At 76.0% G+C, this 22,263-nt stretch carries 19 protein-coding genes; 4 read left to right on the top strand and 15 right to left on the bottom strand.

From position 1 onward, the window contains the following. Positions 1-38 precede the first annotated feature (38 nt). From ACFQ8C_RS23095 to ACFQ8C_RS23130, 8 genes are all read right to left on the bottom strand, one after another. Positions 39-860 carry a VOC family protein gene (locus ACFQ8C_RS23095; protein ID WP_383460659.1) on the bottom strand — a complete coding sequence of 274 codons (822 nt, stop codon included), beginning with the start codon at positions 858-860 and terminating at the stop codon, positions 39-41. A gap of 113 nt (positions 861-973) precedes the next feature. After that, entirely contained in the window at positions 974-3,715 is a 2,742-nt protein-coding gene (locus ACFQ8C_RS23100) for a fumarate reductase/succinate dehydrogenase flavoprotein subunit (protein WP_383460662.1), read from the bottom strand. Between the two features lie 36 nt (positions 3,716-3,751). Continuing rightward, positions 3,752-4,540 carry an ABC transporter ATP-binding protein gene (locus tag ACFQ8C_RS23105; protein WP_383460665.1) on the bottom strand — a complete coding sequence of 263 codons (789 nt, stop codon included), beginning with the start codon at positions 4,538-4,540 and terminating at the stop codon, positions 3,752-3,754. Continuing rightward, the gene (locus tag ACFQ8C_RS23110; RefSeq protein ID WP_383460668.1) at positions 4,537-5,484 is read right to left on the bottom strand and encodes an ABC transporter permease; all 948 of its coding nucleotides are present in this window, start codon (positions 5,482-5,484) and stop codon (positions 4,537-4,539) included. The genes ACFQ8C_RS23105 and ACFQ8C_RS23110 overlap by 4 nt, the downstream gene beginning before the upstream one ends. Beyond that, positions 5,481-6,842 (bottom strand): ABC transporter substrate-binding protein, encoded by a 1,362-nt coding sequence (locus ACFQ8C_RS23115; RefSeq protein WP_383460671.1) that lies wholly within the window; start codon positions 6,840-6,842, stop codon positions 5,481-5,483. The genes ACFQ8C_RS23110 and ACFQ8C_RS23115 overlap by 4 nt, the downstream gene beginning before the upstream one ends. Positions 6,843-6,856: 14 nt before the next feature. Then, positions 6,857-7,084 (bottom strand): ferredoxin family protein, encoded by a 228-nt coding sequence (locus ACFQ8C_RS23120; protein WP_030497738.1) that lies wholly within the window; start codon positions 7,082-7,084, stop codon positions 6,857-6,859. 30 nt (positions 7,085-7,114) lie between these two features. Beyond that, on the bottom strand, positions 7,115-7,882 hold the full coding sequence (locus tag ACFQ8C_RS23125; RefSeq protein ID WP_383460674.1) for a GntR family transcriptional regulator: 768 nt from the start codon (positions 7,880-7,882) through the stop codon (positions 7,115-7,117). Positions 7,883-8,064: 182 nt separating this feature from the next. Continuing rightward, the gene (locus ACFQ8C_RS23130; RefSeq protein WP_383460677.1) at positions 8,065-8,979 is read right to left on the bottom strand and encodes a MerR family transcriptional regulator; all 915 of its coding nucleotides are present in this window, start codon (positions 8,977-8,979) and stop codon (positions 8,065-8,067) included. A gap of 113 nt (positions 8,980-9,092) precedes the next feature. Between ACFQ8C_RS23130 and ACFQ8C_RS23135 the strand changes: the two genes are divergently transcribed. Together ACFQ8C_RS23135 and ACFQ8C_RS23140 are read left to right on the top strand one after the other, a co-directional pair. Then, on the top strand, positions 9,093-10,565 hold the full coding sequence (locus ACFQ8C_RS23135) for an alpha/beta fold hydrolase (protein ID WP_383460680.1): 1,473 nt from the start codon (positions 9,093-9,095) through the stop codon (positions 10,563-10,565). A gap of 7 nt (positions 10,566-10,572) precedes the next feature. Continuing rightward, a complete protein-coding gene (locus ACFQ8C_RS23140; RefSeq protein ID WP_383460683.1) occupies positions 10,573-11,109 on the top strand; it encodes a hypothetical protein in 537 nt (178 codons plus the stop codon). A gap of 308 nt (positions 11,110-11,417) precedes the next feature. On the opposite strand, the gene ACFQ8C_RS23145 is transcribed toward ACFQ8C_RS23140, so the two are convergent. The 5 genes from ACFQ8C_RS23145 to ACFQ8C_RS23165 are packed head-to-tail and all read right to left on the bottom strand — an operon-like array spanning position 11,418 to position 16,657. Then, positions 11,418-12,215 carry an ABC transporter ATP-binding protein gene (locus ACFQ8C_RS23145; protein WP_383460685.1) on the bottom strand — a complete coding sequence of 266 codons (798 nt, stop codon included), beginning with the start codon at positions 12,213-12,215 and terminating at the stop codon, positions 11,418-11,420. Between the two features lie 2 nt (positions 12,216-12,217). Beyond that, positions 12,218-13,201 (bottom strand): ABC transporter ATP-binding protein, encoded by a 984-nt coding sequence (locus ACFQ8C_RS23150; RefSeq protein WP_383460688.1) that lies wholly within the window; start codon positions 13,199-13,201, stop codon positions 12,218-12,220. A 5-nt stretch (positions 13,202-13,206) separates the two neighbouring features. Then, on the bottom strand, positions 13,207-14,076 hold the full coding sequence (locus tag ACFQ8C_RS23155; RefSeq protein ID WP_383460691.1) for an ABC transporter permease: 870 nt from the start codon (positions 14,074-14,076) through the stop codon (positions 13,207-13,209). Further along, positions 14,073-15,026 carry an ABC transporter permease gene (locus ACFQ8C_RS23160; RefSeq protein ID WP_383460693.1) on the bottom strand — a complete coding sequence of 318 codons (954 nt, stop codon included), beginning with the start codon at positions 15,024-15,026 and terminating at the stop codon, positions 14,073-14,075. The genes ACFQ8C_RS23155 and ACFQ8C_RS23160 overlap by 4 nt, the downstream gene beginning before the upstream one ends. Next, positions 15,023-16,657, bottom strand: a complete 1,635-nt coding sequence (locus ACFQ8C_RS23165) for an ABC transporter substrate-binding protein (protein WP_383460696.1) — start codon at positions 16,655-16,657, stop codon at positions 15,023-15,025. The genes ACFQ8C_RS23160 and ACFQ8C_RS23165 overlap by 4 nt, the downstream gene beginning before the upstream one ends. Positions 16,658-16,798: 141 nt before the next feature. Here ACFQ8C_RS23165 and ACFQ8C_RS23170 point away from each other — a divergent pair, with 141 nt between their 5' ends. Continuing rightward, the gene (locus tag ACFQ8C_RS23170) at positions 16,799-17,938 is read left to right on the top strand and encodes a LacI family DNA-binding transcriptional regulator (protein WP_383460699.1); all 1,140 of its coding nucleotides are present in this window, start codon (positions 16,799-16,801) and stop codon (positions 17,936-17,938) included. Positions 17,939-18,012: 74 nt separating this feature from the next. On the opposite strand, the gene ACFQ8C_RS23175 is transcribed toward ACFQ8C_RS23170, so the two are convergent. After that, complete coding sequence (locus ACFQ8C_RS23175; RefSeq protein ID WP_383460702.1) at positions 18,013-19,647, bottom strand: amidohydrolase; 1,635 nt, start codon at positions 19,645-19,647, stop codon at positions 18,013-18,015. A gap of 205 nt (positions 19,648-19,852) precedes the next feature. On the opposite strand from ACFQ8C_RS23175, the gene ACFQ8C_RS23180 reads away from it, so the two are divergent. Beyond that, positions 19,853-20,590: a TetR/AcrR family transcriptional regulator gene (locus ACFQ8C_RS23180; protein WP_383460703.1), complete on the top strand. Its 738-nt coding sequence runs from the start codon at positions 19,853-19,855 to the stop codon at positions 20,588-20,590. A gap of 7 nt (positions 20,591-20,597) precedes the next feature. On the opposite strand, the gene ACFQ8C_RS23185 is transcribed toward ACFQ8C_RS23180, so the two are convergent. Continuing rightward, entirely contained in the window at positions 20,598-22,187 is a 1,590-nt protein-coding gene (locus tag ACFQ8C_RS23185; protein WP_383460705.1) for an IclR family transcriptional regulator C-terminal domain-containing protein, read from the bottom strand. Between the last annotated feature and the right edge of the window lie 76 nt (positions 22,188-22,263).

A 22,263-nucleotide genomic window follows, 5' to 3' on the forward strand; every position in this document is an offset into this window, starting at 1 on the left:
GTACGGGTACGGGACCGCCGGTCCCGTACCCGTACCGCTCACCGCGTCCCGTCCGCCTCCAGCGTGAACAGCGCGCCGTCCGGATCGCGCACCACCACCCGGCGCCCGGCCTCGCGCGGCTCCGGCTCGCGGGCGCCGCCCCACTCGCCGCCCGGCACCACCGAACCGCCGTGCTCCGTCACCGCCGCCACCGAGGCCGCCAGGTCCGGCACCCGGAACCGCACCAGCCAGCGCGGCCGCAGCTGCGGCCGGGGCGAGGCCGCCTCCACCGGTCCGCTGTCGAGGCGGCCCACCGGCACCCCCGCCCGGCGCAGCACCACCCGGTCCTCCTCGTACGAGGTCTCGCAGCAGCCCGGCACCTCCTCCGCCCAGCGCAGCACCCCGCCGTAGAAGACGGCCGCGTCGAACGCGTCCCTGGTGTGCAGCTCCACCCACGCCGGGGCCCCCTGCTCGCCGACGTGCCAGCGTGACACCAGCCTGCCCTCCCACACCCCGAACGCCGCCCCGTCCCGGTCCGTGGCCAGCGCCGCGCGCCCCTGCGGCGGATACGCCACCGGTCCCACGCCCACCGTGCCGCCCCGCTCCCGGATCCGGGCCACCGCCGCGTCCGCGTCCTCCACCGCGAAGAACACCGTCCACGCCACCGGTACGGCCATCTCCGCCGCGAGCGCGGCGATCCCCGCGACGGGCACCCCGTCCCGCTCACCCACCGCGTACGCCGGGTCCGCCTCCAGCCCGCCCGGGCGGAACGTCCAGCCCAGCACCGCGCCGTAGAACCGCTCCGACGCGCCCAGATCCCGCGCCGCCAGACTCAGCCAGCACGGCGCGCCCAGCGCCTGTGCCGTCGTCGGCCCCGTCACCGGACCACCTCCTCGACCGAGCGTCCGCCGGCCGGACGCCACCCCGCGCGCCTTCCCCGGCCCGGCGCCCCGCACACCCCGCTTCACCCGGCCGGCCCCCCGCCCGGGGGGCGTCAGGGAGCCGCCGGTGCGAGCCCCCGGGCCGCGTACGCCCGCACGTCGGCGTCCGGGTCGGCCGCCGCCGTCGCCAGCGCGGCCCGCGCCTCCGGCGCCGGGACGTGCCCGAGGAGCGCGAGCACGGCCGCCTTGCGCACATCCGCGTTCCGGTCCGCGAGCCCCTTCGCCAGGGCCGGGACCGCCCGCTCCACCGCCGCGGCCCGCAGCGCCGCCGCCGCACCCGCCCGCACCTGCCACGCCGGATCGTCCAGCGCGGCCACCGCCCGCTCCGCCAGCGGCGGCGGGCAGCCGGCCGCGGCCAGCGCCCCGAACGCCGCTCCCCGCACCAGCGGATCGGGATCGCCGAGCAGCGGCACCAGCGGGCCGGACGCCGGTACGGAGACGGCCGCCAGCCCCTTCGCCACCGCCACCCGCACCTCACGGGCCGGATCGGCCACGGCGGCCGCCAGCGCGGTGACCGCGTCCACGGACACCAGCGCCCGCACCGCCTGGATCCGTACCTCCACCGCCGTGTCGGCGAGCGCCGCCGTGTACACCCCGGCGTCGCCGAGCCGGCGGGAGCGCAGCACCTCGACCGCCGCCGCCCGCACGGCCGGATCCGGGGTCTCCAGGGCGGCCCGCAGGCCGGCGCCGAACTCCCCGTCGGCGACGAGCACCTCCGCCAGCTCGCGCAGGGCCGCGACGGCGGCCGCCCGCACCGCCGCGTCGCCGTCCCGCAGCCGGGCCGCCAGCGCCGGACCCGTCCCGGCGGGCGCGGTCTCCGCCAGGGCGGCGACGGCGGCCGCCCGCACCTCGGCCTGATCATCGATCAGATAAGGCTCCAGTGCCGCGAGTTCGGGTGCCTCCTCGACGAGTGCGAGGAGCCGCAGCAGCCGGGGGTTCGGGCCGGTGGACGCGGCCGGGGCGGACTCCCGGTCCGGTTCCCCGGCGGGCCGGGCCGTCGGCGCCGCCTCGCGCGGACCCGCCGTCGCCACCGGGACCAGCGCCACCTCGCCCAGCGGCCGCTCCGGGCCGGCCGGCGGGGCGTACTCCGGCACCGGCACCACGTACGGCTCCACCGGACGCGCCGTGAACTCCATCGCCCCGCGCGCCGACTTGCGCAGGTCCAGGTGGTACAGCCACGCGTCGTCGTCCCGCTCCGGGTGGTCCAGCCGCTCGTGGTACAGCCCCCAGCGGGACTCCGTCCTGGCCAGCGAGGCGCGGGCGGCCATCTCCGCGCAGTCCCGGATGAACGACACCTCCGCGCAGCGCATCAGCTCGTGCGGCGTCCGCCCGCCCATCCCCGCCAGCTCCGCCGCCATCCGCTCGAACGCCTCGACGGCCAGGGAGAGCTTCGCCCCGGACTTCGGCGGTGCCACGTAGTCGTTCACGAACCGGCGGAGCTTGTACTCGACCTGCGGCTGCGGCGGCCCGTCCGGGTTCCGCAGCGGCCGGTAGACCAGCTCGTGCGCCGCCTCCAGCTGCGCCCGGTCCAGCTCGCCCTCGTACGCGCGGTACCGCGCCGCGTCCTCGCCCGCGAGGTCGCCGTAGACGAACGCGCCGATCATGTAGTTGTGCGGGACGCAGGCCAGGTCACCGGCCGCGTAGAGCCGCGGCACCGTGGTGCGGGCGTGCGCGTCGACCCGGACCCCGGAGGCCGAGTGCCCGCCGCACAGGCCGATCTCGGAGATGTGCATCTCGATGTCGTGGGTGCGGTAGTCGTGCCCCCGGTTGGCGTGGAAGGTGCCCCGGGTGGGCCGCTCCGTGGAGTGGAGGATCGACTCGACCGCGTCGATCGTCTCCTCCGGCAGATGGCTCAGCTTCAGGTACACCGGTGCCCGGTCGGAGGCGAGTTCGGCCGCGAACTCGGCCATCATGTGCCCCGACCAGTAGTCCGACTCGACGAACCGCTCGCCGTGCCGGTTCACCTGGTAGCCGCCGAAGGGGTTGGCCACGTAGGCGCAGGCCGGGCCGTTGTAGTCCTTGATCAGCGGGTTGATCTGGAAGCACTCGATGCCGGTGAGCGCGGCGCCCGCGTGGTACGCCATCGCGTAGCCGTCACCGGCGTTCGTGGGGTTCTCGTACGTGCCGTAGAGGTACCCCGAGGCCGGCAGCCCGAGCCGGCCGCAGGCGCCCGTGGCGAGGATCACCGCGCCCGCCCGGACGACCACGAACTCCCCGGTGCGGGTGTGGAGTCCGGCGATGCCGACGGCCCGTCCGTCCTCCGGGTGGGTGAGGACCCGGACCGGCATCACGCGGTTCTCGATCCGGATCCGCTCCCGCATCTCGCGCCGCCGCAGCTGCCGGTACAGGACCTTCTTCACGTCCTTGCCCTCGGGCATCGGCAGCACGTACGACCCCGAGCGGTGCACCTGCCGGACGGCGTACTCGCCGTGCTCGTCCTTCTCGAACTTCACGCCGTACGACTCCAGGCGCCGCACCATGTCGTACCCCCGCACGGCCGTCTGACGGACCGTCGACTGGTCGACGAGGCCGTCGTTGGCGCGGGTGATCTCGGCGACGTAGTCGTCGGGATCGGCCCGGCCCGGGATCACCGCGTTGTTCACCCCGTCCATGCCCATGGCGAGCGCGCCGGAGTGCCGGACGTGCGCCTTCTCCAGGAGGAGGACGTCGGCGCCGCGGCCGGCGGCGGTCAGCGCCGCCATCGTGCCGGCGGTGCCGCCGCCGACGACGAGCACGTCGCAGGAGAGCTCGACCGCCTCGTCGAGGGCGGGCGCGGTGGTCAGGGGGGAGGTCACGACGGGCCTTTCCGGCAGGGGGAGTGCGAGGGGGGTTCAGAGGGAGTCGAGGACGCGGCCGCGCAGCTGACGGGTCCGCGGAGCGTCCCTGGCCGCGCGGTCCCGGGGATGCGGGACGTCGAGCAGTTCGCCCGACGGCAGCAGGGCGATCCGGTCGCCCAGGTGGACGGCCTCGTCCACGTCGTGGGTCACGAAGACGACGGTCGCGCCCGTGCCGCGCAGGATGTCGGCGAGCAGGTCCTGCATCCCGGTCCTGGTGTGCGCGTCCAGCGCGCCGAAGGGCTCGTCCATCAGCACCGCGCGCGGACGGCCCGCCAGCGCCCGGGCCAGCTGCACCCGCTGGCGCTGTCCGCCGGACAGCTGGTGCGGCCACTTCGCCGCGTGACCGGCGAGGCCCACCCGGTCCAGCCACTCCCCGGCGGACCGCCGCCGGGCGGCCCGGTCCACGCCCCGGATGGCCAGGGGCAGTTCGACGTTGGCGCGCACCGATCGCCACGGCAGCAGCGCGTCGTGCTGGAAGACCAGCGCCCGGTCGGCGCCGGGGCGCAGGACCGGCGCCCCGTCCTGTACGACACCGCCCGCCAGCGGCGGCAACAGCCCGGCGAGGGTGCGCAGCAGGGTCGTCTTGCCGCAGCCGGACGGCCCGACGACGGTCAGCACCTCGCCGGGCGCGACCCGCAGGTCCAGCGGGCCGACCGGCGCGGCCCCGTCCGGGTGCCCGAGCACGGCCGCCTCCAGGGCCAGCTCGGCGCCGTCGGAGGGTTCGGGGCGCGCGCGCCCGGCCGCGCCGGGCGGGGGAGCGGGCGAGGTCGTCGGGGCGCTCATGCGACGGGCTCCTTCTCGGGTGCGGGGTCCTGACCGGACGCGGGGGTCTCCCTCGGCGCGGAGGCGGGAGCCGCGGCGTCCGACGGGGCCGGGGAGGCGGTCGGGGGTACGGAAGCGGGCGGGGTCGGGGAGGCGGGCGGGGCCGGACGCCCCGTGGGGGCACCGGCGGTGGCGTGCGGCAGCCAGGAGGTCACCCGGCGGCCGGTCAGCTCCACCACCGTCGAGGTCAGCAGGCCCAGCGCGCCGATGGTGGCCATGCCGACGAAGACGCCCGGGTAGTCGACGACCGTGTAGTCCTGCCAGGTGCGGTAGCCGACGCCGTACTCACCGGAGATCATCTCGGCGGAGATCACACAGATCCACGCCACGCCGATCCCGACCGACAGGCCGCCGAACACCCCGGGCAGGGCGCCCGGCAGGACCACCGACCACAGCACCCGGGCCCGTCCGCCGCCCAGGGTGAGGACGGCCTCCTCCCACACCGGGCTCAGCGCCCGCACCGCGTGCCGGGTCGACACCAGGATCGGGAAGAACGCGGCGGCGCAGGTGATGAAGACGATGCCCTGCTCGTTCGTCGGCAGCAGCAGGATCGCCACCGGCACCAGGGCGATCGCCGGGACGGGGCGCACCACCTCCACCAGCGGGCCCAGGAGGTCGGCCGCCCAGCGCGAGCGGGCGATCGCCGTTCCGGCGGCCACGCCGAGGACCGCCGCCAGCAGGAAGCCGGTGACGATCCGGCGCAGACTGTGCCCGAGGTCCTGCCAGTAGGCGGCCGTGCCGACCCGGTCGGCGAGCGCCGAGGCGACCTCCCCGACCGTCGGGAACTGCTCGAACCGCAGCCACAGGTTCACGTCGTACGCGGTCAGCAGCTGCCACGCGCCGAGCGCGGCGGCCAGCGCGCCCGCCCGGACCAGCCGGCGCCCCGCCGTCGTGGCCGCGCTCACGAGCCCGCCGCCCGTACCGCGTCCGCGTACGCCACGATCCGGGCACCCGGATGCGCCGCGAGCCACCGCCCGGCGGCCGCGCGCGTCACGAACGCCCGCCACCGCCCGCCGTCCGCGACCCACACCGCCCGGTCTGCGAACCAGGGGGTCCCGGTCGCCGCGTCCGGCACGTACGCCGCCCGCACCGAGCCCGCCGGGGCCGCCGCGACCGCCTCCAGCAGCTCCCCGGCGGTGCCGAAGGACCGGGTCCTCGCCTCGCCGCGCAGCCACAGCTCCGCCTTCGCCGGGCCCGCCTTCGGGTATCCCGCGGCGCTGACCGCGCGCTTCAGCGGGGCGGGGTCGACGAAGGCGTCCACGTCGACGTCCTTCACCAGGCCGGCCTCCCGCAGCACCGGCACGTCCTCCTTGAGCGCGGCCAGCAGCTCGGGCCGCAGCTCGGGGTCGAAGGTCGCGACGCCCTGGGCGCCGTTGTAGAGGTACACGACCTCCGCGGGCAGTCCCGTCTCCTTCGCCACCGACTCCGCCGACGCCACCGGCGCGGACCGCAGCCGGTCGGTGGCCCGCCGCTGCGCCCGCAGGAAGGCGTCGAGGACCCCGGGCCGCTCGCGGGCGAACTCCTCGCGGACGGTGACCCCGTGGAAGGTGGGCAGGTCCAGCTCCGCCCCGTCGTACAGCGCCTCCGCCTTGCCCTGGAAGGCGAGCAGCCCCGGCCAGGCGACGAACTGGGACAGGGCGTCGACGCTGCCGCCCGCGAGCGCCGAAGCGCCCACGCTGGGCTGCTGGTTGAGCTTGCTGATGTCCTTCGCCGGGTCGAGCCCGGCCCGGCGGAGCGCCCGGACGAGGGTGCCGTCGGCGGCGGAGCCGACACTCGTCGACACCCGCTTCCCCTTCAGGTCCGCGAGGGTCCGCAGCGGTGAACCCGGAGCGGTGACCACGGTGTTGAGGCCGCCGCGAAGGTTGTAACCGGTCACCGAGACCAGGCGTGTGGGCTCCTTCAGCTGCCGTCCCCGGGCCGCGTTCAGGAGCAGCGGGAAGTCGCCCATCGACCCGATGTCGATCTTCCCGGCCGTCATCTGGGCCGTGATCGGCGCGCCCGTCGCGTAGTCCTGCCACTGGACCCGGTAGCCGACGCCGTCCCGCCGGCCCTGGGCCGCCAGCTCCTCCTCGAAGTAGCCGAGCGAGCGCAGCAGCGTGCCGGCGGTCACCGTGTTGATGGTCTTCGACTGGTAGCCGACGGTCACCGTCACGGTCCCGCCGGCCTCGTCGTCCGCGCCCGCCGGGCCGCCGCAGCCGGTGGCGAGCGGGAGCAGCAGCAGCGCGAGGGGCAGCCCGAGGCGGGTGATTCTCTTTCCGGACATGGGGGTTCGGCCTTTCACCGGAGCAGGTAGGGCATGTTGACGGTCACCGCGCCGGTGGGGCAGCGGGCGGCGCACGGGCCGCAGTACCAGCACTCGTCCACGTGCATGTACGCCTTGCCGTCCTCCTCGCGGATCGCGAGCGAGTCCAGCGGACACATGTCGACGCAGAGGGTGCAGCCGTCGATGCAGCGGGACTCGTCGATCGTCACGGGCACGTCGGCGCGCTGGGGCACGAGGGGCATCGAGGGCTCCAAGGAGAGGGGGAGGGGCTGTCAGAGGGAGCGGCGCAGGACGCCGCTCATGGTGATCCGGTCGCCGCGGAAGCGGATGAACTCCAGGTCCACCGGCCGGCCGCACGGCAGGTGGGTGAGCCGTTCCAGCAGCAGCAGGGCCGCGCCGCGGGGGGCCTGGAGCACGGCCGCCGCGTGCGCGTCGGCGTTCACCGCCTCCAGGGTGATGTCGGCGTGGCCGAGCGGCCCGCCGGTCGACTGCTCCAGGAGCCGGAACACGTCCGTGTTCTCCAGGTCGCAGCCGAGGAGTTCGCCGCCGACGTCCATCGGCAGGTACGACAGGTCGAGCGAGAGCGGCAGTCCGCCCAGCCGTCGCAGCCGCTCCACGCACAGCACGTCGACACCGTCCGGCAGGCCGAGCCGGTGGGCCACCGGGCCGGGCGCCCGCACCGGGCCCAGGTTCCGCACCTCGTTGGTGACCGTGCCGTGCTCGCGCAGGGTCTCGGCGAGGCCCTGGAGCCGGTCCAGGCCGTGCGGGAACTTCTCGCCGACGACGACCGTCCCGACGCCGGGCTGGCGCTCCACCAGGCCCTCGCCGCGCAGCAGGTCGAGGGCCTGCCGGACGGTGTTCCTGCTGGCGTGGTGATCGGCCGCGAGCACGTCCTCCAGCGGCAGCACTCCCCGGGGGAAGGCGCCGGTCAGGATCTGGTGCCGCAGCAGGTCGGCGAGCTGCCGGGCCCGGTCCGCGCGCAGCCGGCGGCGGCGGGCGGCGGCGACCGGGAGGGCGGCGGGGGTGCGTTCGGCGGGCATGGCAGGGAACGTAACCGGGGCGCGGCCCCTGTGGTGTTGCCGCAGTATTGCGCCACCGGAAGCCCGCTGCGTACCGCTCTGACCTGCGGGTACGTGGAGGCGGGGCGGAGATCCGCCACCACCGCGCCCAGCAGGCGGACGGTCGGGCGCCCACCATCCGAACACCCCGGGGCGCGCTCCCGTCAGGCTGCCGCGGGGAGCTCCGCCAGCGCCTCCGTGAGGTGGTGGTGGAGCAGACCGAGGGGCGGGCGCTCCGGCGGCAGGAGCGGGACGGCCAGCTTCCAGTAGCGCGCCATCACCGTCGTCTCCTCCCGGCCGAGCAGCTCGACGAGACGCCGGCGGAAGGTGGGGGAGTCGGGCTCCCCCAGGGCCCGCGCGTACGCGCCGGCGAAGCAGTCCAGGACACCGCGGCCGCCGGGCGGCCGACCGGCCAGCACCTCCGCGCCCGCCAGGTCGTACGCCTCTTCCAACCCCTCGTACAGGACCGCCGCCCGGTACCGCTCGCCCCGCAGCGGCGGCCCCGGAGCCCGCGCGGGCCGGGGGTCCGAGACCAGGCCGTGCAGCAGGGCGAAGGCCCGCACCTGGCCGGGGGACGGGTCGTCCGGCGGTACCGGCACCACCTCGTCGAGCACCCGGGCCACCAGCGCTGATGGCAGCCGCACGGGCAACGACCGCCGCCAGAAGCGGACCACCGCGTCCGTCTCCGGCGGCAGCGCCGAAGCGCCCAGCAGGGGAAGCAGCTCGGCCCGTTCCGCCCCGTCGCACTCCGCGAGCAGCCGCAGCGACGTCTCCCGCCACGCCAGGGCCGCCCGCTCGCGCGCCACGTCCCGCAGCTCCCCGGCGACCACGTCCGCCAGCCGGCCGTCGTCCTCCAGCGCCCGCGCCACCGCGGGCACCCCGAGGCCCAGGGCGCGCAGCGAACGGATCTCCCGCAGCCGGACCAGGGCCCCGGGCCCGTACCGCCGGTGCCCGCCGCCACTGCGTCCGGCCTCCGGCAGCAGCCCGCGCTCGGAGTAGTACCGCACGGTCTTCACCGTCACCCCGGCCCGTCCGGCCAGCTCGCCGATGCTCCACGTCCCGTCGCCCGCGTCCGTCACCCCGCACCTCCCGCCGCCGGCCCCGGCCCTCCGCGTCCGGGGTGGAATCTCCCCCAGGGGGAGTTCCTAGTCTGCCGGAGGCCGTTGGGGTCACGAGACGCGAGGAGGCGGCGATGACGACGTTCGTTCTGGTGGGCGGCGCGTTCACCGGCGGGTGGGTGTGGGACGGGGTCGCGGAACGACTGCGGGCGGCGGGCGCCGAGGCGCACCCGGTGACCCTGGACGGGGACCGGGACGCCGGACTCGGCACGCACGTGGAGGAGCTGACCGGACTCCTCGACCGGATCGGCGATCCGGAGGTCGTCCTCGTCGGGCACGACTACGGCATCCACCCCGTGCTCGCCGCCGCCGACCGGCGGCCCGACCGGGTCGCCCGGATCGTGCACGTGGCCGCCGGGCTCCCCTCGGACGGCGACCCGGCCCTGCTCCTCGTCCGCGACGAGGCCGTCCGCGACCGGCTCGGCCGCGACGCGACGCCGCTCCCGCCGCCCAGGGGCGGGGAGTGGGCGCGCTGGGGCAGCCTCGACGGGCTCTCCGGCGCGGACCTCGACCGGCTGGACCGGCTCGCGGTGCCGCAGCCCGCCCGCACCCTCACCGAACCGCTGCGGCTCGGCGGCGACGTGGACCGGGTGCCGTCGGCCGCGGTGATGTGCACGGCCGACGGGCCGGGGATCGACGTGGTGGAGATGCTCGTCCGCACGGGCCCGCCGCGCCTGCGGAAGCTGGCCGGTCCCGGCTTCGCGTTCTTCGAACTCCCCGCCGGTCACTGGCCGATGCTCTCGCACCCGGCCGAACTCGCCGACCTCCTCCTGCGCGCCCTCGCGGGGGAGGGGCGGCGGCTCACCCTCGCGGACGACCAACCCTCCTACGAGGACGTGGAGTTCCTGCTGGACGTGCCGGAACTCCCGTACGAGCGGCACGGCCGCCTCGACGTGTACCCGCCGGACGCCGAGGGGCGCCGCCCGGCCGTCCTCCTCGTCCACGGCGGCCCGGTCGACGCCGACCGCGCGCCCACCCCGCGCGACACCCCCTTCTACCGGGGCTACGCCCGCCACCTCGCCGGCCACGGCGTCGTCGGCGCCACCGTCGACCACCGGCTGCACGCCCTGACCGACTACGCCCGCGCCGCCGACGACCTGGCCGAGGCGGTCGACCGGCTCCGTGCCCACCCCCGCGTCGACCCGGACCGGATCGCGCTCTGGATCTTCTCCGGCGGCGGTCTCCTCTCCGCCGACTGGCTCGCCGCGCCCCCGCCGTGGCTGCGCTGCCTCGCCCTCTCCTACCCCGTCCTCGCCGCGCCGCCCGGCTGGGAGACCGTCGAGGCCCGCTTCCGCCCGGTGGCCGCGCTCGCCGGTGCCAGCCCGCTGCCGGTGGTCCTCGTCCGCGCCGGCCTCGAACACCCCGCGTTCACGGCGACGGTGGAGGAGTTCCTCGCCGCCGCCGGGAAGCACGGGACGGACGTCGAGATCGTCGACGTGCCTCAGGGACGGCACGGCTTCGAGGCCTTCGACCGCACGGACGCGTCCCGGGCCGCCGTCGCCCGCGCCGTCCGGGCCGTGCTGCACCGCGTGACCGGTGCGGGATGATGGGGCGGTGATCTCCAGGGAACGCGCCGTCGCGCTCGTCGGGTCCTTCCTCGCCCGGAACCTGCCGACGTGGCCGTGGGAGGGCCCCCCGCCGACGCCCGACGTGTACCACGTGGAGGAGCGGGGGGTCGGCTGGCTCGTCTTCTGGCGCTCGGCGGAGCAGGCCCGGGGCGACGGCCCGCGCGGCAGCTTCGTCGGCGGCCACTACCTGGTGGACCGGGACGACGGGAGCCTCCACTGGATCCCCGCGGTCCGGTGGGACGACGAGGGCTGGGAGGAGCAGTACCTCACCGAGGTCCGGGGCGTCCGGCTGCCCGACCCGCTCGCCGCCGAGGTGCGCGAACTCGCCCGCTCCCAGGGCGTGGTGGCCGCGATGGGCCGGCTGCGCCGACGGGCGCCCCGGCTCGGCCCGCGCGAGGCGAAGGCGTACGTCGAAGCGGTGGTGGACGGGGCGGAACCGCCGGAGGAGCTGGCCGCCGCGACCCGCCCGGAGCCGGCGCGGCCACTCCCGCCCATCGAGACGGTGGCGGGTCCGGCGGAGTGAGTCGGGCGGGGGTGGCGCGGGCCGGTCGCGGCGCGGTGCCCCCTCCCTCGGCGGCCGCCCGGTCGTGGTGCCGCCCCCTCGGCGATCGCCCGACCGCGGTGCCCTGCGATCGCCCGACCGCGATGCCCCCGCGGTCGCCCGGTCGTGGGGGGGCCCCCCCGCCGCCCCCCCGGCCCCCGGGGGGGGGCCGGGGGGTGGTGGCCCCCCCCCGCGGCTGCCGCCCCGCGGGGGCCCCCTGCGCCCCCCCCCCGCGCGCGCCCCGGGGGCCGCCCGGGGGGGGGGCCCCCCCCCCGGCGGCACCACGAGCCTCAGGGGCGGCCCGTGGCGCCCGCCGGGTCCCATCCCCGGCGCGGCACCGAGGTCAACAGGAGCCGGGTGTAGGGGTGTTCGGGGGCGCCGAGGACCTGGTCCACCGGACCGGCCTCCACCACCCGGCCCGACTTGAGGACGAGCACGTCGTCCGCGACGTGCCGCACCACCGCCAGGTCGTGGGTGACGAAGAGGTAGCCGATGCCGGCCTCGCGGCGGATCTCCCGGAGCAGCTCCAGGATCTGCGCCTGGATCGACACGTCGAGCGCGGCGACCGCCTCGTCGAGGACCAGCACCCGGGGCTCGACCGCCAGCGCCCGGGCGATCGCCACGCGCTGGCGCTGGCCGCCGGAGAGCCCGCGCGGCAGCGCGGCGGCCTCCCGGGAGCCGAGCCCGACCCGGTCGAGGAGGTCCGCGACCCGGGCCTCGCGGGCACCGGCGTCCAGGGAGGTGTGCAGGCGCAGCACCTCGTCGAGGCAGCCGCTCACCGGGATCCGGGGGTCCAGCGAGAGGTACGGGTCCTGGAAGACCATCTGGATCTCCCGCGCCCGGGCGAGCCGTTCGGCCCGTCCCCTCGCGCGGGCCGAACGGTCCCGGCCGTCGAGGCGGACCGTGCCGCCGTCGGCCCGCTCCAGGCCGACCAGCATCCGGACCGTGGTCGTCTTGCCGCTGCCGGACTCGCCGACGATCGCCAGCGACCCTCCCGCCGGAAGCGTGAACGACACGCCGTCCACCGCCGGATGGTCGCCGTACCGCTTCCGCAGGCCCTCGACGACGAGGCCCTTCTCCGTCGCCATCGTCACAGCGTGATCCCTTCGTCGGCGCGGAGGCACGCGGCGAATCCCTCGCCGTGGCGTGCGAGTTCGGGCTTCTCCTCCGTGCACCGCGCCACCGCGTGCGCGCAGCGGGCGGCGAAGGCGCAGCCCGGCGGGGCCTCCGCCAGGGACACCGGGCGGCCCGGGATCGGCCAGGGCGCGGGTGCGCCGGCCTCGATCCGCGGGGTGCAGGCGAGCAGCCCGGCGGTGTACGGGTGGCGGGGGTGGTCGAACAGTTCGTCGGTGGACCGGGTCTCCACGATCCGGCCCGCGTACATCACGTACACCCGGTCGCAGATCGCCGAGGCCAGCTCCAGGTCGTGGGTGACGAAGAGCATGCCGGTGCCGCGCTCGGCCCGCAGCCGGGCGAGGATCGAGATGACCTCGGCCTGGGTGGTGACGTCCAGCGCGGTGGTCGGCTCGTCGGCGACGAGGAGCGCCGGCTCGGCGGCGAGCGCGGCGGCGATGACGACCCGCTGGAGCATGCCGCCGGAGAACTGGTGCGGGTGGCGGCGCAGCGCCCCGCGCGGGTCGCGGATGCCGACCGCGGCGAGGAGTTCCTCGGCGCGGGCGGTGGCCTTGGCGGCCGGGACGCCGGCGGCCCGCAGCCCCTCGGTGAGGAAGTCGCCGACGCGGCGCAGCGGGTTGACGGAGGCGCGCGGGTCCTGGAAGACCATCGCGACCTCGCGGGCCCGCAGCGCGGCCAGCTCCGCCTTGCCCATGGTCAGCACGGACCGGCCCGCGACGCGGACCTCGCCGGTGGTGCGGGAGCCGCGCGGCAGCAGGCCGAGGACGCTGCGGCAGGCGACGGACTTGCCGGAGCCGGACTCGCCGACCAGGCCGACGGTCTCCCCGGCGCGCACGGTCAGGCTGACGCCGTCGAGGAGGGGGCGGGCGGCCCGGTCGCCGGGGAGCCGCAGTCCGAGGCGGTCGATCTCCAGGACGGGAGGGGGTGTCTGGTGGGTCATGGGGTTCACTTCTCCCGACGGGCGATGCGGTCGGCGAGGCCCTCGCCGACGATGCCGAAGGCGACCACCGCGAGCACGACGCACACGGACGGCGCGAGCGCCGGCAGCATCGCGCCCTGGAGGACGGCGCCCTGGCCCTCGTTGATCATGGCGCCCCAGTCGGCGGTCGGCGGCTGGACGCCGAAGCCGAGGAACGACAGGGCCGCCAGGTCCATCAGCGCGTAGCCGAAGTTCATCGCCGACTGCGCGAAGACCGTCGGCGCGATGTTGGGCAGCAGGTGCCGGACGCAGACCGTCCAGCCGGACCAGCCCTGCACCACGTACGCCTCGATGTACGGCCGCGCCTTCTCCTGCCGGGCGATGCCGCGCACCAGCCGCCCCACGTACGGGGTGTACGCGACGGCCATGGCGATCACCGGCGCGGTCATGCCCGGGCCGGTGACCGCGACCAGCAGGATCGCCAGCATCAGCCCGGGGACGGAGAACACCAGGTCCATCGCCCGGGAGAGGAGCGTGTCGGTCCAGCCGCCGCGCCAGGCCGCCACCACGCCGAGCAGGGTGCCGAGCAGGGTGGAGACGGCGACGACGAGGAGCGGTCCGAGGAGGCCGGTGCGGGCGCCGTGGAGCAGCCGGGACAGGACGTCGCGTCCGGACTGGTCGGTGCCGAGGAGGTGGTCGCCGGAGGTGCCGACCAGGCTCGCGCCCAGGTCCAGGGCCTCGGGGCCGTACGGGGCGAGCAGCGGCGCGAACACGGCGACGAGGACGAGCGCGGCGAGCACCGCGACCGAGGCCGTGAACAGCGGACCCTGCCCGAGCAGGCGCAGCCTCCGCAGGCCCGGCCTGCGGTACGGCACCGTGGTGAGGGTGGTGGTCATGAGGAGCCTTCCCCGGGGGAGAGACGGGGGTCGATGAGCGGCGCGAGGAGGTCGACCGCGAGGTTGACGAGGACGAAGGCCGCCACGCTCAGCAGGGTGACCGCCTGGACGACCGCGAAGTCCTGGGAGGTGACCGACTGCACGAGCAGCGAGCCGAGCCCGGGCACGTCGAAGGCGGTCTCCACGATGGCGGTGCTGATCAGCAGGCCGGCGAGCATGGTGCCGCCGACGGTGACGACCGGGCCCAGCGCGTTCCTCAGCACGTGCCGGCGGACCACGGCCCGGCCGGCGACACCCCGGGCCCGGGCCACCTCGACGTGCTCGCGGCCCAGCTCGTCGAGCATCGCGGAGCGGGTGACCCGGGCGAGCAGGCCCGCGAAGGTGAGGGCGAGCGCCAGGGCCGGCAGGGTCAGCTGGTGGAGCCGGGGGCCGAAGCCCTCGGCGGCCCCGCCGCCCGGCCCCGGGAACCAGCCGAGCCGCACCGAGAAGAGCGAGACGAGCGCGATCGCCGTGACGAAGGACGGGGTGGCGGTGGCCACGCCGGTCCCGATGAGCACCGTCTTGTCGAGGAGACCGGGGCGCAGCGCGGCGAGGACGCCGGCGCCGATGCCCAGGACGGCGACGAGCAGCGCCGCGTACCCGACGAGGAGGGCGGTGCCCGGGAGCCGTGAACCGAGGAGCGCGGTGACGTCCTGGTGGTACTGGGCGGAGCGGCCGAGGTCGCCGGTGAGGACGCCCCCGAGCCACTTGCCGTACTGGACCGCCAGCGGGTCGTCCAGATGGTGCTCGACGCGCAGGGCCGCCACGGCCTCGGGGGTCGCGGGGCGGCCGTGCAGCAGGAAGGTGACCGGGTCGCCGGGGGCGAGGTGGACGGTGCCGAAGACGACGACCGAGGTCACGAAGAGCACCGCCACCAGGCCGAGGGCGCGGCCGACGAGGAAGCGGGTCATGACTGCGCGGCCCCGATCGTCGCGGCCCACGGGTAGTAGAGCTGGGCGATGCCGGTGGGCGCGCCCGTGATCCGCTTGCCGAGGAAGACCGAGTAGGGCGCCTCGTAGACCGGGATGACCGGCAGCTCGCGCAGCGCGATCTCCTGGACCTCGGCGGTCAGCTCGGCGCGCTTGGCGGGGTCGTACTCGGTGTTGGCGCGGTCGAAGGCGAGGTCGTACTCGGCGTTCGACCAGTCGCCGTAGTTGCCGAAGTCCCCGGTGCGCAGGTACTGGTAGAACTCCAGCGGGTCCGGCGTGTTGTCGTAGCCGTTGGTGATGACGAGGTCCAGCCCGTCGCGGGCGGCCGGGTCCACGAAGATGTTGCTGTACGCGTCGGGGGAGACCGGCCGGAGCGTGACGTCCAGGCCGATCTGGCGGCCGGCGGCCTGGACGGCGTTGGCGACGACGCTGATCTCGGGGGCCAGCGAACTGGTCGCGATGGTGACCTTCTTGCCGGTGGCGTCGGCCTCCTCGACGAGCTTCTTCGCGGCGGCGACGTCGTACACGGGCTCGGGCAGCGTGTCGAAGAGCGCGGCCGTCTTCTCCGGTGCGAGGGCCCAGGCGCCGCGCGCGGCGGGGGCCTTGGCGGGCACGCCGACTCCGCCGGCGGCGGCCTTCACGATGTTCTTCCGGTCGAGCGCCATCGACAGCGCCTTGCGGACCCGCAGGTCGGCGAGGGCGCCCTTGAAGCTCGTGACCGCGAGGTTGGCGGCGGCGGTGTTGGGGCCGAAGAGGAGGGAGCCCTTGCCGCTGCCGCGGAGCTGGGCGAAGGAGGCGGACGGCACCAGGTAGCCGCCGTCGGCCGTGCCGGAGAGGAAGGCGTTGGCGCGGGCCGCGGGGTCCTCGACGAAGGTGAACTTCACCGACTCCGACTTCGGGGCGAGCTTCCTGTCCCAGTAGTCCGCGTGCTTCTTCAGCGTGATGCTGTCGCCCTGCGCCCACTTCTCCAGGGAGTAGGGGCCGGTGCAGTTCAGCCCGCCGCCGGGGGTGCCGTACTCCTTGCCCTCCTTCGCGAGGGAGGCGGCGCTGACGACCGTGCCGGGGGAGGCGGCGAGCAGCTCGTGGAAGAGCGCGTCGGCCTTGCCCAGCCGGATGGTCACCTCCAGCGGGCCGGTCTTCTCGATCGTGTCGACCGTCTTGAAGGCGGAGCCCCACGGGGAGCCGGTGGCCGGGTCCATCTGCCGCTTGAGGGAGGCGACGACGTCGTCCGCGGTCATCACGGTGCCGTCGTGGAACCGCACGCCCGGCCGCAGGGTGTAGACGAGGGTGCGCGGGTCGGGCCGCGCCCACTTCACCGCGAGACCGGGCTCGATCCTGAGGTCGGGGGTGACCCGCAGCAGCTGCTCGCAGACGTTGGCGAGGACGGTGTTCGGCGGGTAGTCGTACGCCAGGGCGTAGTCGAGGGTGTACGGCTCGGCGTACAGCGACCACGTGAAGGAATCGAGCGGACCCTTGGCGGCCGGCGAGGTGGGGGAGACCGCGAAGTCGGATCCGCCGGTGCCCTGCCGCGGCTGTGTGGCACCGGAGCAGGCGGTGAGGGAGGCCGCGACGGCGGCGGTACAGGCGAGTGCGATGAATCTGGGCGTGCGCATGCAGACCCACCCCTTTACGGGTGTAGTGACGGGCGCTGGGGGATGGAGCGAGTATTGATGCGGGAACGTTCCCGCACAAGAGCTCCGGCAACTTTGCGGGAACGGTTTTCCAAAGGTCAGAGGGATGGCAGCATCGGCACCATGACCGAAGCCTCAGAGCATGACGGAGCAGCCCCGGAGCGCGGTGCGACGGTCCCGGGGCGGGGTGGCGCCGGTGACCGTCGGCACGGCCCCGGCCGGGCGGCCGGAGTGGCCGGACCGGCCGGACCGGCCACTCCGCGCGTCCGCCTCGTCGACGTCGCCCGCGAGGCGGGCCTCTCCAAGACCACCGTGTCGGCGGCCCTCAACGGCACCGGCCGGCTCTCCCCCGAGGTGCGGGAGAAGGCCCGCGAGACCGCGCGCCGCATGGGCTACCGGCCCAACGCCACCGCGCGCCAACTGCGCGCGGGACGGGCCCGGCTGATCGGCTACGTGGTCGGCGAACTGGCCGACACCCCGTGGACCTTCCTGGAGTCGCCGTACTTCGCCCGGCTCACCGGGGCCACCGCCGCCACCGCGCTCGCGCGCGGCTACGCGGTGGTGCTGCTGCCCGCCGGCTCGCTCCAGAGCGAGTGGGCGGCGCTGCCCCTCGACGCCGTGGTCGTCGCCGACCCCGTCGCCGACGACCGGATCGTCGAGGACCTGCTGGCCGCCCGCATCCCGGTCTTCAGCGACCGGTCCGTGGAAGGCCGTCCCGGCGCCCACTGGGTGGACGTCGACGCGACCGCCGTCGTCGGGCAGGCCCTGGACCACTTTCACGCCCAAGGCGCCCGCCGTCCCGTCCTCGTCGTCCCGGACAGCACCACCCGCTTCCACCGCGAGGTGGACGCGGCGCACCGGGCGTGGTGCGCCGCGCACGGGCTGCCGGTGCTGTCCGTACGGGCCGCCGAGCCCGGCAACGGACCGGTGATCCAGGCCGTGGAGACCGCCCTGGGGGCCGGCCCCGACCGCCCCGACGCCCTCCTGGTGGTGGCCGAGGCCAGCCCGCCGCTCGTCCTCGACGCGGCCCGCCGCCACGGCTACCGGGTCCCCGGCGACCTCCTCCTCGTCTGCGTCAGCGAGGACGAGACCGCCCTGCACACACAGCCGCCGGTGACGACGCTGAGCCTGCGCCCCGACGCGGTCGCCGAGGCGGGCATCGCCCACCTCGTCGCCGTGCTGGAGCAGGGCCTGAGGGAGACCGGCGGAGCGCTCGTACCGGTCAGGCTCGACGTCCGGGCGTCCTCCGTACGGCCGGGATAGGAGCCGTACGCGCGAGAACGGCCGGGATAGGAGCCGTACGCGCGAGAGCGGAGCCGTACGGACCGCGGGCCCGGTCAGGCCTCGTACACCAACCGACCGCCGACGTACGTGCGCTCGACCCGGGCCTCGGCGATCTCCTCGACCGGCGCGGCCAGTACGTCCCGGTCGAGGACGACGAGGTCGGCGAGGTGACCGGCGACCAGGCTGCCCGCGTCGTCGTGGCCGTTCACGTGCGCCGTGCCGGCCGTGTACGCGGCGAGCGCGGAGACCGGGTCGATGCGCTCCTCCGGGTAGAAGACCTTCCCGTCGGGGGACTCCGGGCCGCGCCGGTTCACGGCGACGTGGACGCCCTCCAGCGGGTTCGGGCTGGAGACCGGCCAGTCGCTGCCCGCCGCCAGGGTCGCCCCCGACCGCAGCAGCGAGCCGAAGGGGTACTGCCAGGCCGCCCGCTCCTCGCCGAGGAACGGGATGGTGAGCTCGTCCATCTGCGGCTCGTGCGCCGCCCACAGCGGCTGGATGTTGGCGATGGCGCCGAGCGCGGCGAAGCGGGGCAGGTCGGTGGGGTGCACGACCTGGAGGTGGGCGAGGTGGTGGCGGTTGCCGCGGCGGCCGTTGACCGCGATCGCCGCCTCGATCGCGTTCAGCGCCTCGCGCACGGCCCGGTCGCCGAGCGCGTGGAAGTGCACCTGGAAGTCGAGGGCGTCCAGCTCGGTCACGTGGCCGCGCAGCGCCTCCGGGTCGACGAAGCTGAGCCCGGTGTTGCCGGTCGCGCAGCCGCAGCCGTCGAGGTACGGCGTGGTCATCGCGGCCGTGAAGTTCTCCGCGATGCCGTCCTGCATGATCTTGACCGAAGTGGCCCGGAACCGTCCCGAGGTCAACTGCTCCCGACGGTGCACCAGTTCGGGAATCTGCTCGGAGCCGCGCTCGCGGTCCCACCACAGCGCACCGGTCACCCGGGCGGTGAGGGAGCCGTCCTTCGCCGCCGTCAGATAGGCGTCCGACGGGTCGGACATCCCGTTGAACGAACCGAGCAGGGCGTCCTGCCAGCCCGTGATGCCCAGCGAGTGCAGCAGCCGCTGCGCCCGCAGCAGCCCCGCGAGCCGGTCCTCCGCCGTGCTCGCCGGCACCAGGCGGGAGACCAGGCCGGTCGCACCCTCCTGGAGCATGCCGCTCGGGGTGCCGTCTGCCTCCCGCTCGATCCGGCCGTCGGCGGGGTCCGGGGTGTCGGCGGTGAGCCCGGCCAGCTCCAGGGCCCGGGTGTTCGCCCAGGCGCCGTGGTGGTCGCGATTCGACAGCAGGACGGGACGGTCGGAGACGACCGAGTCGAGCAGCTGACGGGTCGGCATGCCGCCCGCGAAGCTCTCCATCGACCAGCCGCCGCCGGTGATCCACTCCCGGTCGGGGTGGGCCCGGGCGTACGCGCGGATCCGCTCCAGGTACGCCGACACGTCGACGCTCTCGGTGAGGTCGCACTCGGCGAGCTCGCTGCCGCCGCCCACCGCGTGGATGTGGGAGTCCTGGAAACCGGGCAGCAGCAGCCTGCCCGCCAGATCCACCACCTCGGTGCCGGGGCCGATCAGTTCGCGCACCTCGTCGTGGCCGACGGCCGCGATCCGGTCGCCGGTGACGGCGAGCGAGGTGGCCCGGCTCCGTGCCGGATCCAGGGTGAGGACGGGACCTCCGGTGAAGACCAGATCGGCCTGGGGCATACCAGCTCCCTTGCGTGCGGCCGCGCCGGGACGGGCGCGGGGCGGACGACGGCCGACCGGAGCGCGGGAGCGCGACGCGGCGGGCGTCGGACGGGGTCGCCCCGGTCGGCGGCCGGATCCAGTCGGCGTCGCCGTTCGGGTGACGGGCGCCATGGAAGCCCGCGGGCCGTTTACACGTCAATGGCGTTGACGTAAGGTCCCGGCCATGTCCGCACGTGTCGTACCCGAAGGAAGCCGGCAGCGCCGCAGGCCCACCAAGCAGGGGGCCGTCCTCTCCGAACGGCTCATCGTCGACACCGCGCTGCGCCTGGTGGCCCAGCACGGTGCCGAAGCCCTCTCCGTACGCAGGCTGGGCGCGGCCCTCGGCGCCGATCCCAGCGCGCTCTACCGCTACTTCCGCAACACCGACGACCTGCTCCTCGCGATCGCCGACGAGGTCATCGGCCGAGCGCAGGAAGGCTGGGAGGCGACCGGCGACTGGCGGACCGACCTGCGCGCGATGGGCCTGCGCATCCACGGCTCCTACGTCGACCAGCCCCAGGCCGCCCTGCTCGCCGCGCACCGCACGACCGGCCGCACGCACGAGACGCGGGCGGTCGAGAAGATCCTCGGCATCCTGCGGGACGGCGGCTTTCCCGACCTCCTGGCCGTCCGCGCCTACCACGCCTTCGTCGACCAGGCGCTGGCCTTCGCGGCCCAGGACGCCGCCGCCGGCGCGCTGCCGCCGGCCGCGCGCGAGGCGGACGACGAGGTCTGGGAGGAGGTCTACGGCCGCCTCGCGGCCGATACCCACCCGCACATCGCGGCGACGTTCCCCCTCCTCGCCGTCGACATGCGCGACAGCGGCTATCCGTTCGCCCTGGAACTCATGCTGGCCGCGCTGGCGACACTGCACCCGGACGCGACCGGAGCCCCCTGGCGGGACCGGAGCACACGCTCCTGACGCGCGGTCAGGAGGTCGGCACGGCAGCGTGGCGACCCACCGCCGCCAGGTCCGCCGAGATCCGTCCGGCCGTCTCCCGCAGCTGCGGGAGCAGCGCCGAAAGACTCTCCTCCGGGGAACAACGACCCGCGTTCAGGGCGATGTTGAGCGCGGCGACCACCCGGCCGGCGCCGTCGCGCACCGGCACCGCGACCGACCGCAGCCCCTCCTCCAGCTCCTCCTCCACCCAGCCGAAACCCCGCTCGGCGGTCACCGCCACCGCCGCGCGCAGCGCCCCGGACCCGGTCAGGGTCCGGGGCGTCAGGGCCTCCGGCGTGATCCGCCCCAGCCGGGCGTCCCGCTCGTCCTCCGGCAGGGCGGCGAGCAGCACCCGCCCCATCGAGGTGGCGTACGCGGGCAGGCGGGTGCCCACCACGATGTCGATGTGCATGATCCGGCTGCCCGCCACCCGGGCCACGTACCGGATGTCGTCCCCGTCGAGCACCGCCACCGACGCCGACTCCCGCACGGTCCGCACCAGACGGACCAGGTGCGGGGTGGCGATCTCGGGCAGGGTGAGCGCGGCGAGCCGGGCGTGGCCGAGTTCGAGGACGCGGGGGAGGAGGACGAAGCCGCCGGCGTCCTCGCGCACGTACCCCAGGTGGCACAGGGTGATGAGCGACCGCCGGGCGGTCGCCCGGGGCAGCCCGGCGAGCCGGGCGAGATCGGTGAGCCGGGCGGGCCCGCGTACGGCTCCGAAGGCGCGCAGCACGTCCAGCCCCCGGGCCAGCGACCGGAGGAAACCGGCCCCCAGCTCCTCCTTGAGCGCCGCTTCCGGTTCCTTCGTGAACCCGGCCCGGCCCGTCCCGGGAACGGCCGCCTCCACCCCGCCCGTCCCGTCCGGGGCCCGCGCCGCCAGTGCCGCCTCCATCGCCGCGACGGCCTCCCGCGACGGCGCCAGGGCCAGCGCCTCCAGCGCCGCGGCGTCGTGCCGGCTGGTGTGGCTGACGACGCTCACCGCGCAGACGACGGCCCCCTCCGGATCGCGTACGGGCAGGGCGACGGAGACGAGCCCCGGCTCGATCAGCTGGTCGTCGACGGCCACGCCCCGCTCCCGTGCCTCCCGCACCCGCGCGGCGAAACCGTCGTCTCCGCCCGGGAGGGCGTCCTCGGCGGCGAACAGCGCGCCGGGCGCGCAGCGCCCGGCCGGCAGCAGGTCCCCGGGCCGGAAGGCGAAGGCCAGGGCGCGGCGCCGGTTCGCCTGCGCCAGGAACCGGACCCCGCCCCCGTCGGGCACGGCCAGCGACACCGGCTCGTCGAGCCGTTCGGCGAGCGCGGCGGCGTGCGGACCGAGGAGGGCGGGCAGCCCGCAGGAGTCCAGGTAGGCGTTGCCGAGCTCGGCCGCGCCGGGCGCGAGCAGCAGATCGCGCCCTTCGGCCCGCAGCACCCCGAGGACGGTGAGCGTGGTCGCGACCCGGTCCACGGTCGCCCGGGCCAGTCCCGTCGCCCGCGCGACCTCCCCGACCCCGCGCCGCCCGCCGTCCCCGGCGACCACGGCCCGCAGCACGGCGAGCCCGCGTTCGAGCGGTCCGACCACCTCGTCGGGCCTGGTCGTCATCGCCTCTCCCTCCCTCCACCGGACGCGGGAGACGGTACCCGGCGCGCGGGCACGCCTCGGGGGCGGGCGCCAGGGC

This window comes from Streptomyces sp. NPDC056503 (assembly GCF_042794995.1).
GTDB lineage: Bacteria > Actinomycetota > Actinomycetes > Streptomycetales > Streptomycetaceae > Streptomyces.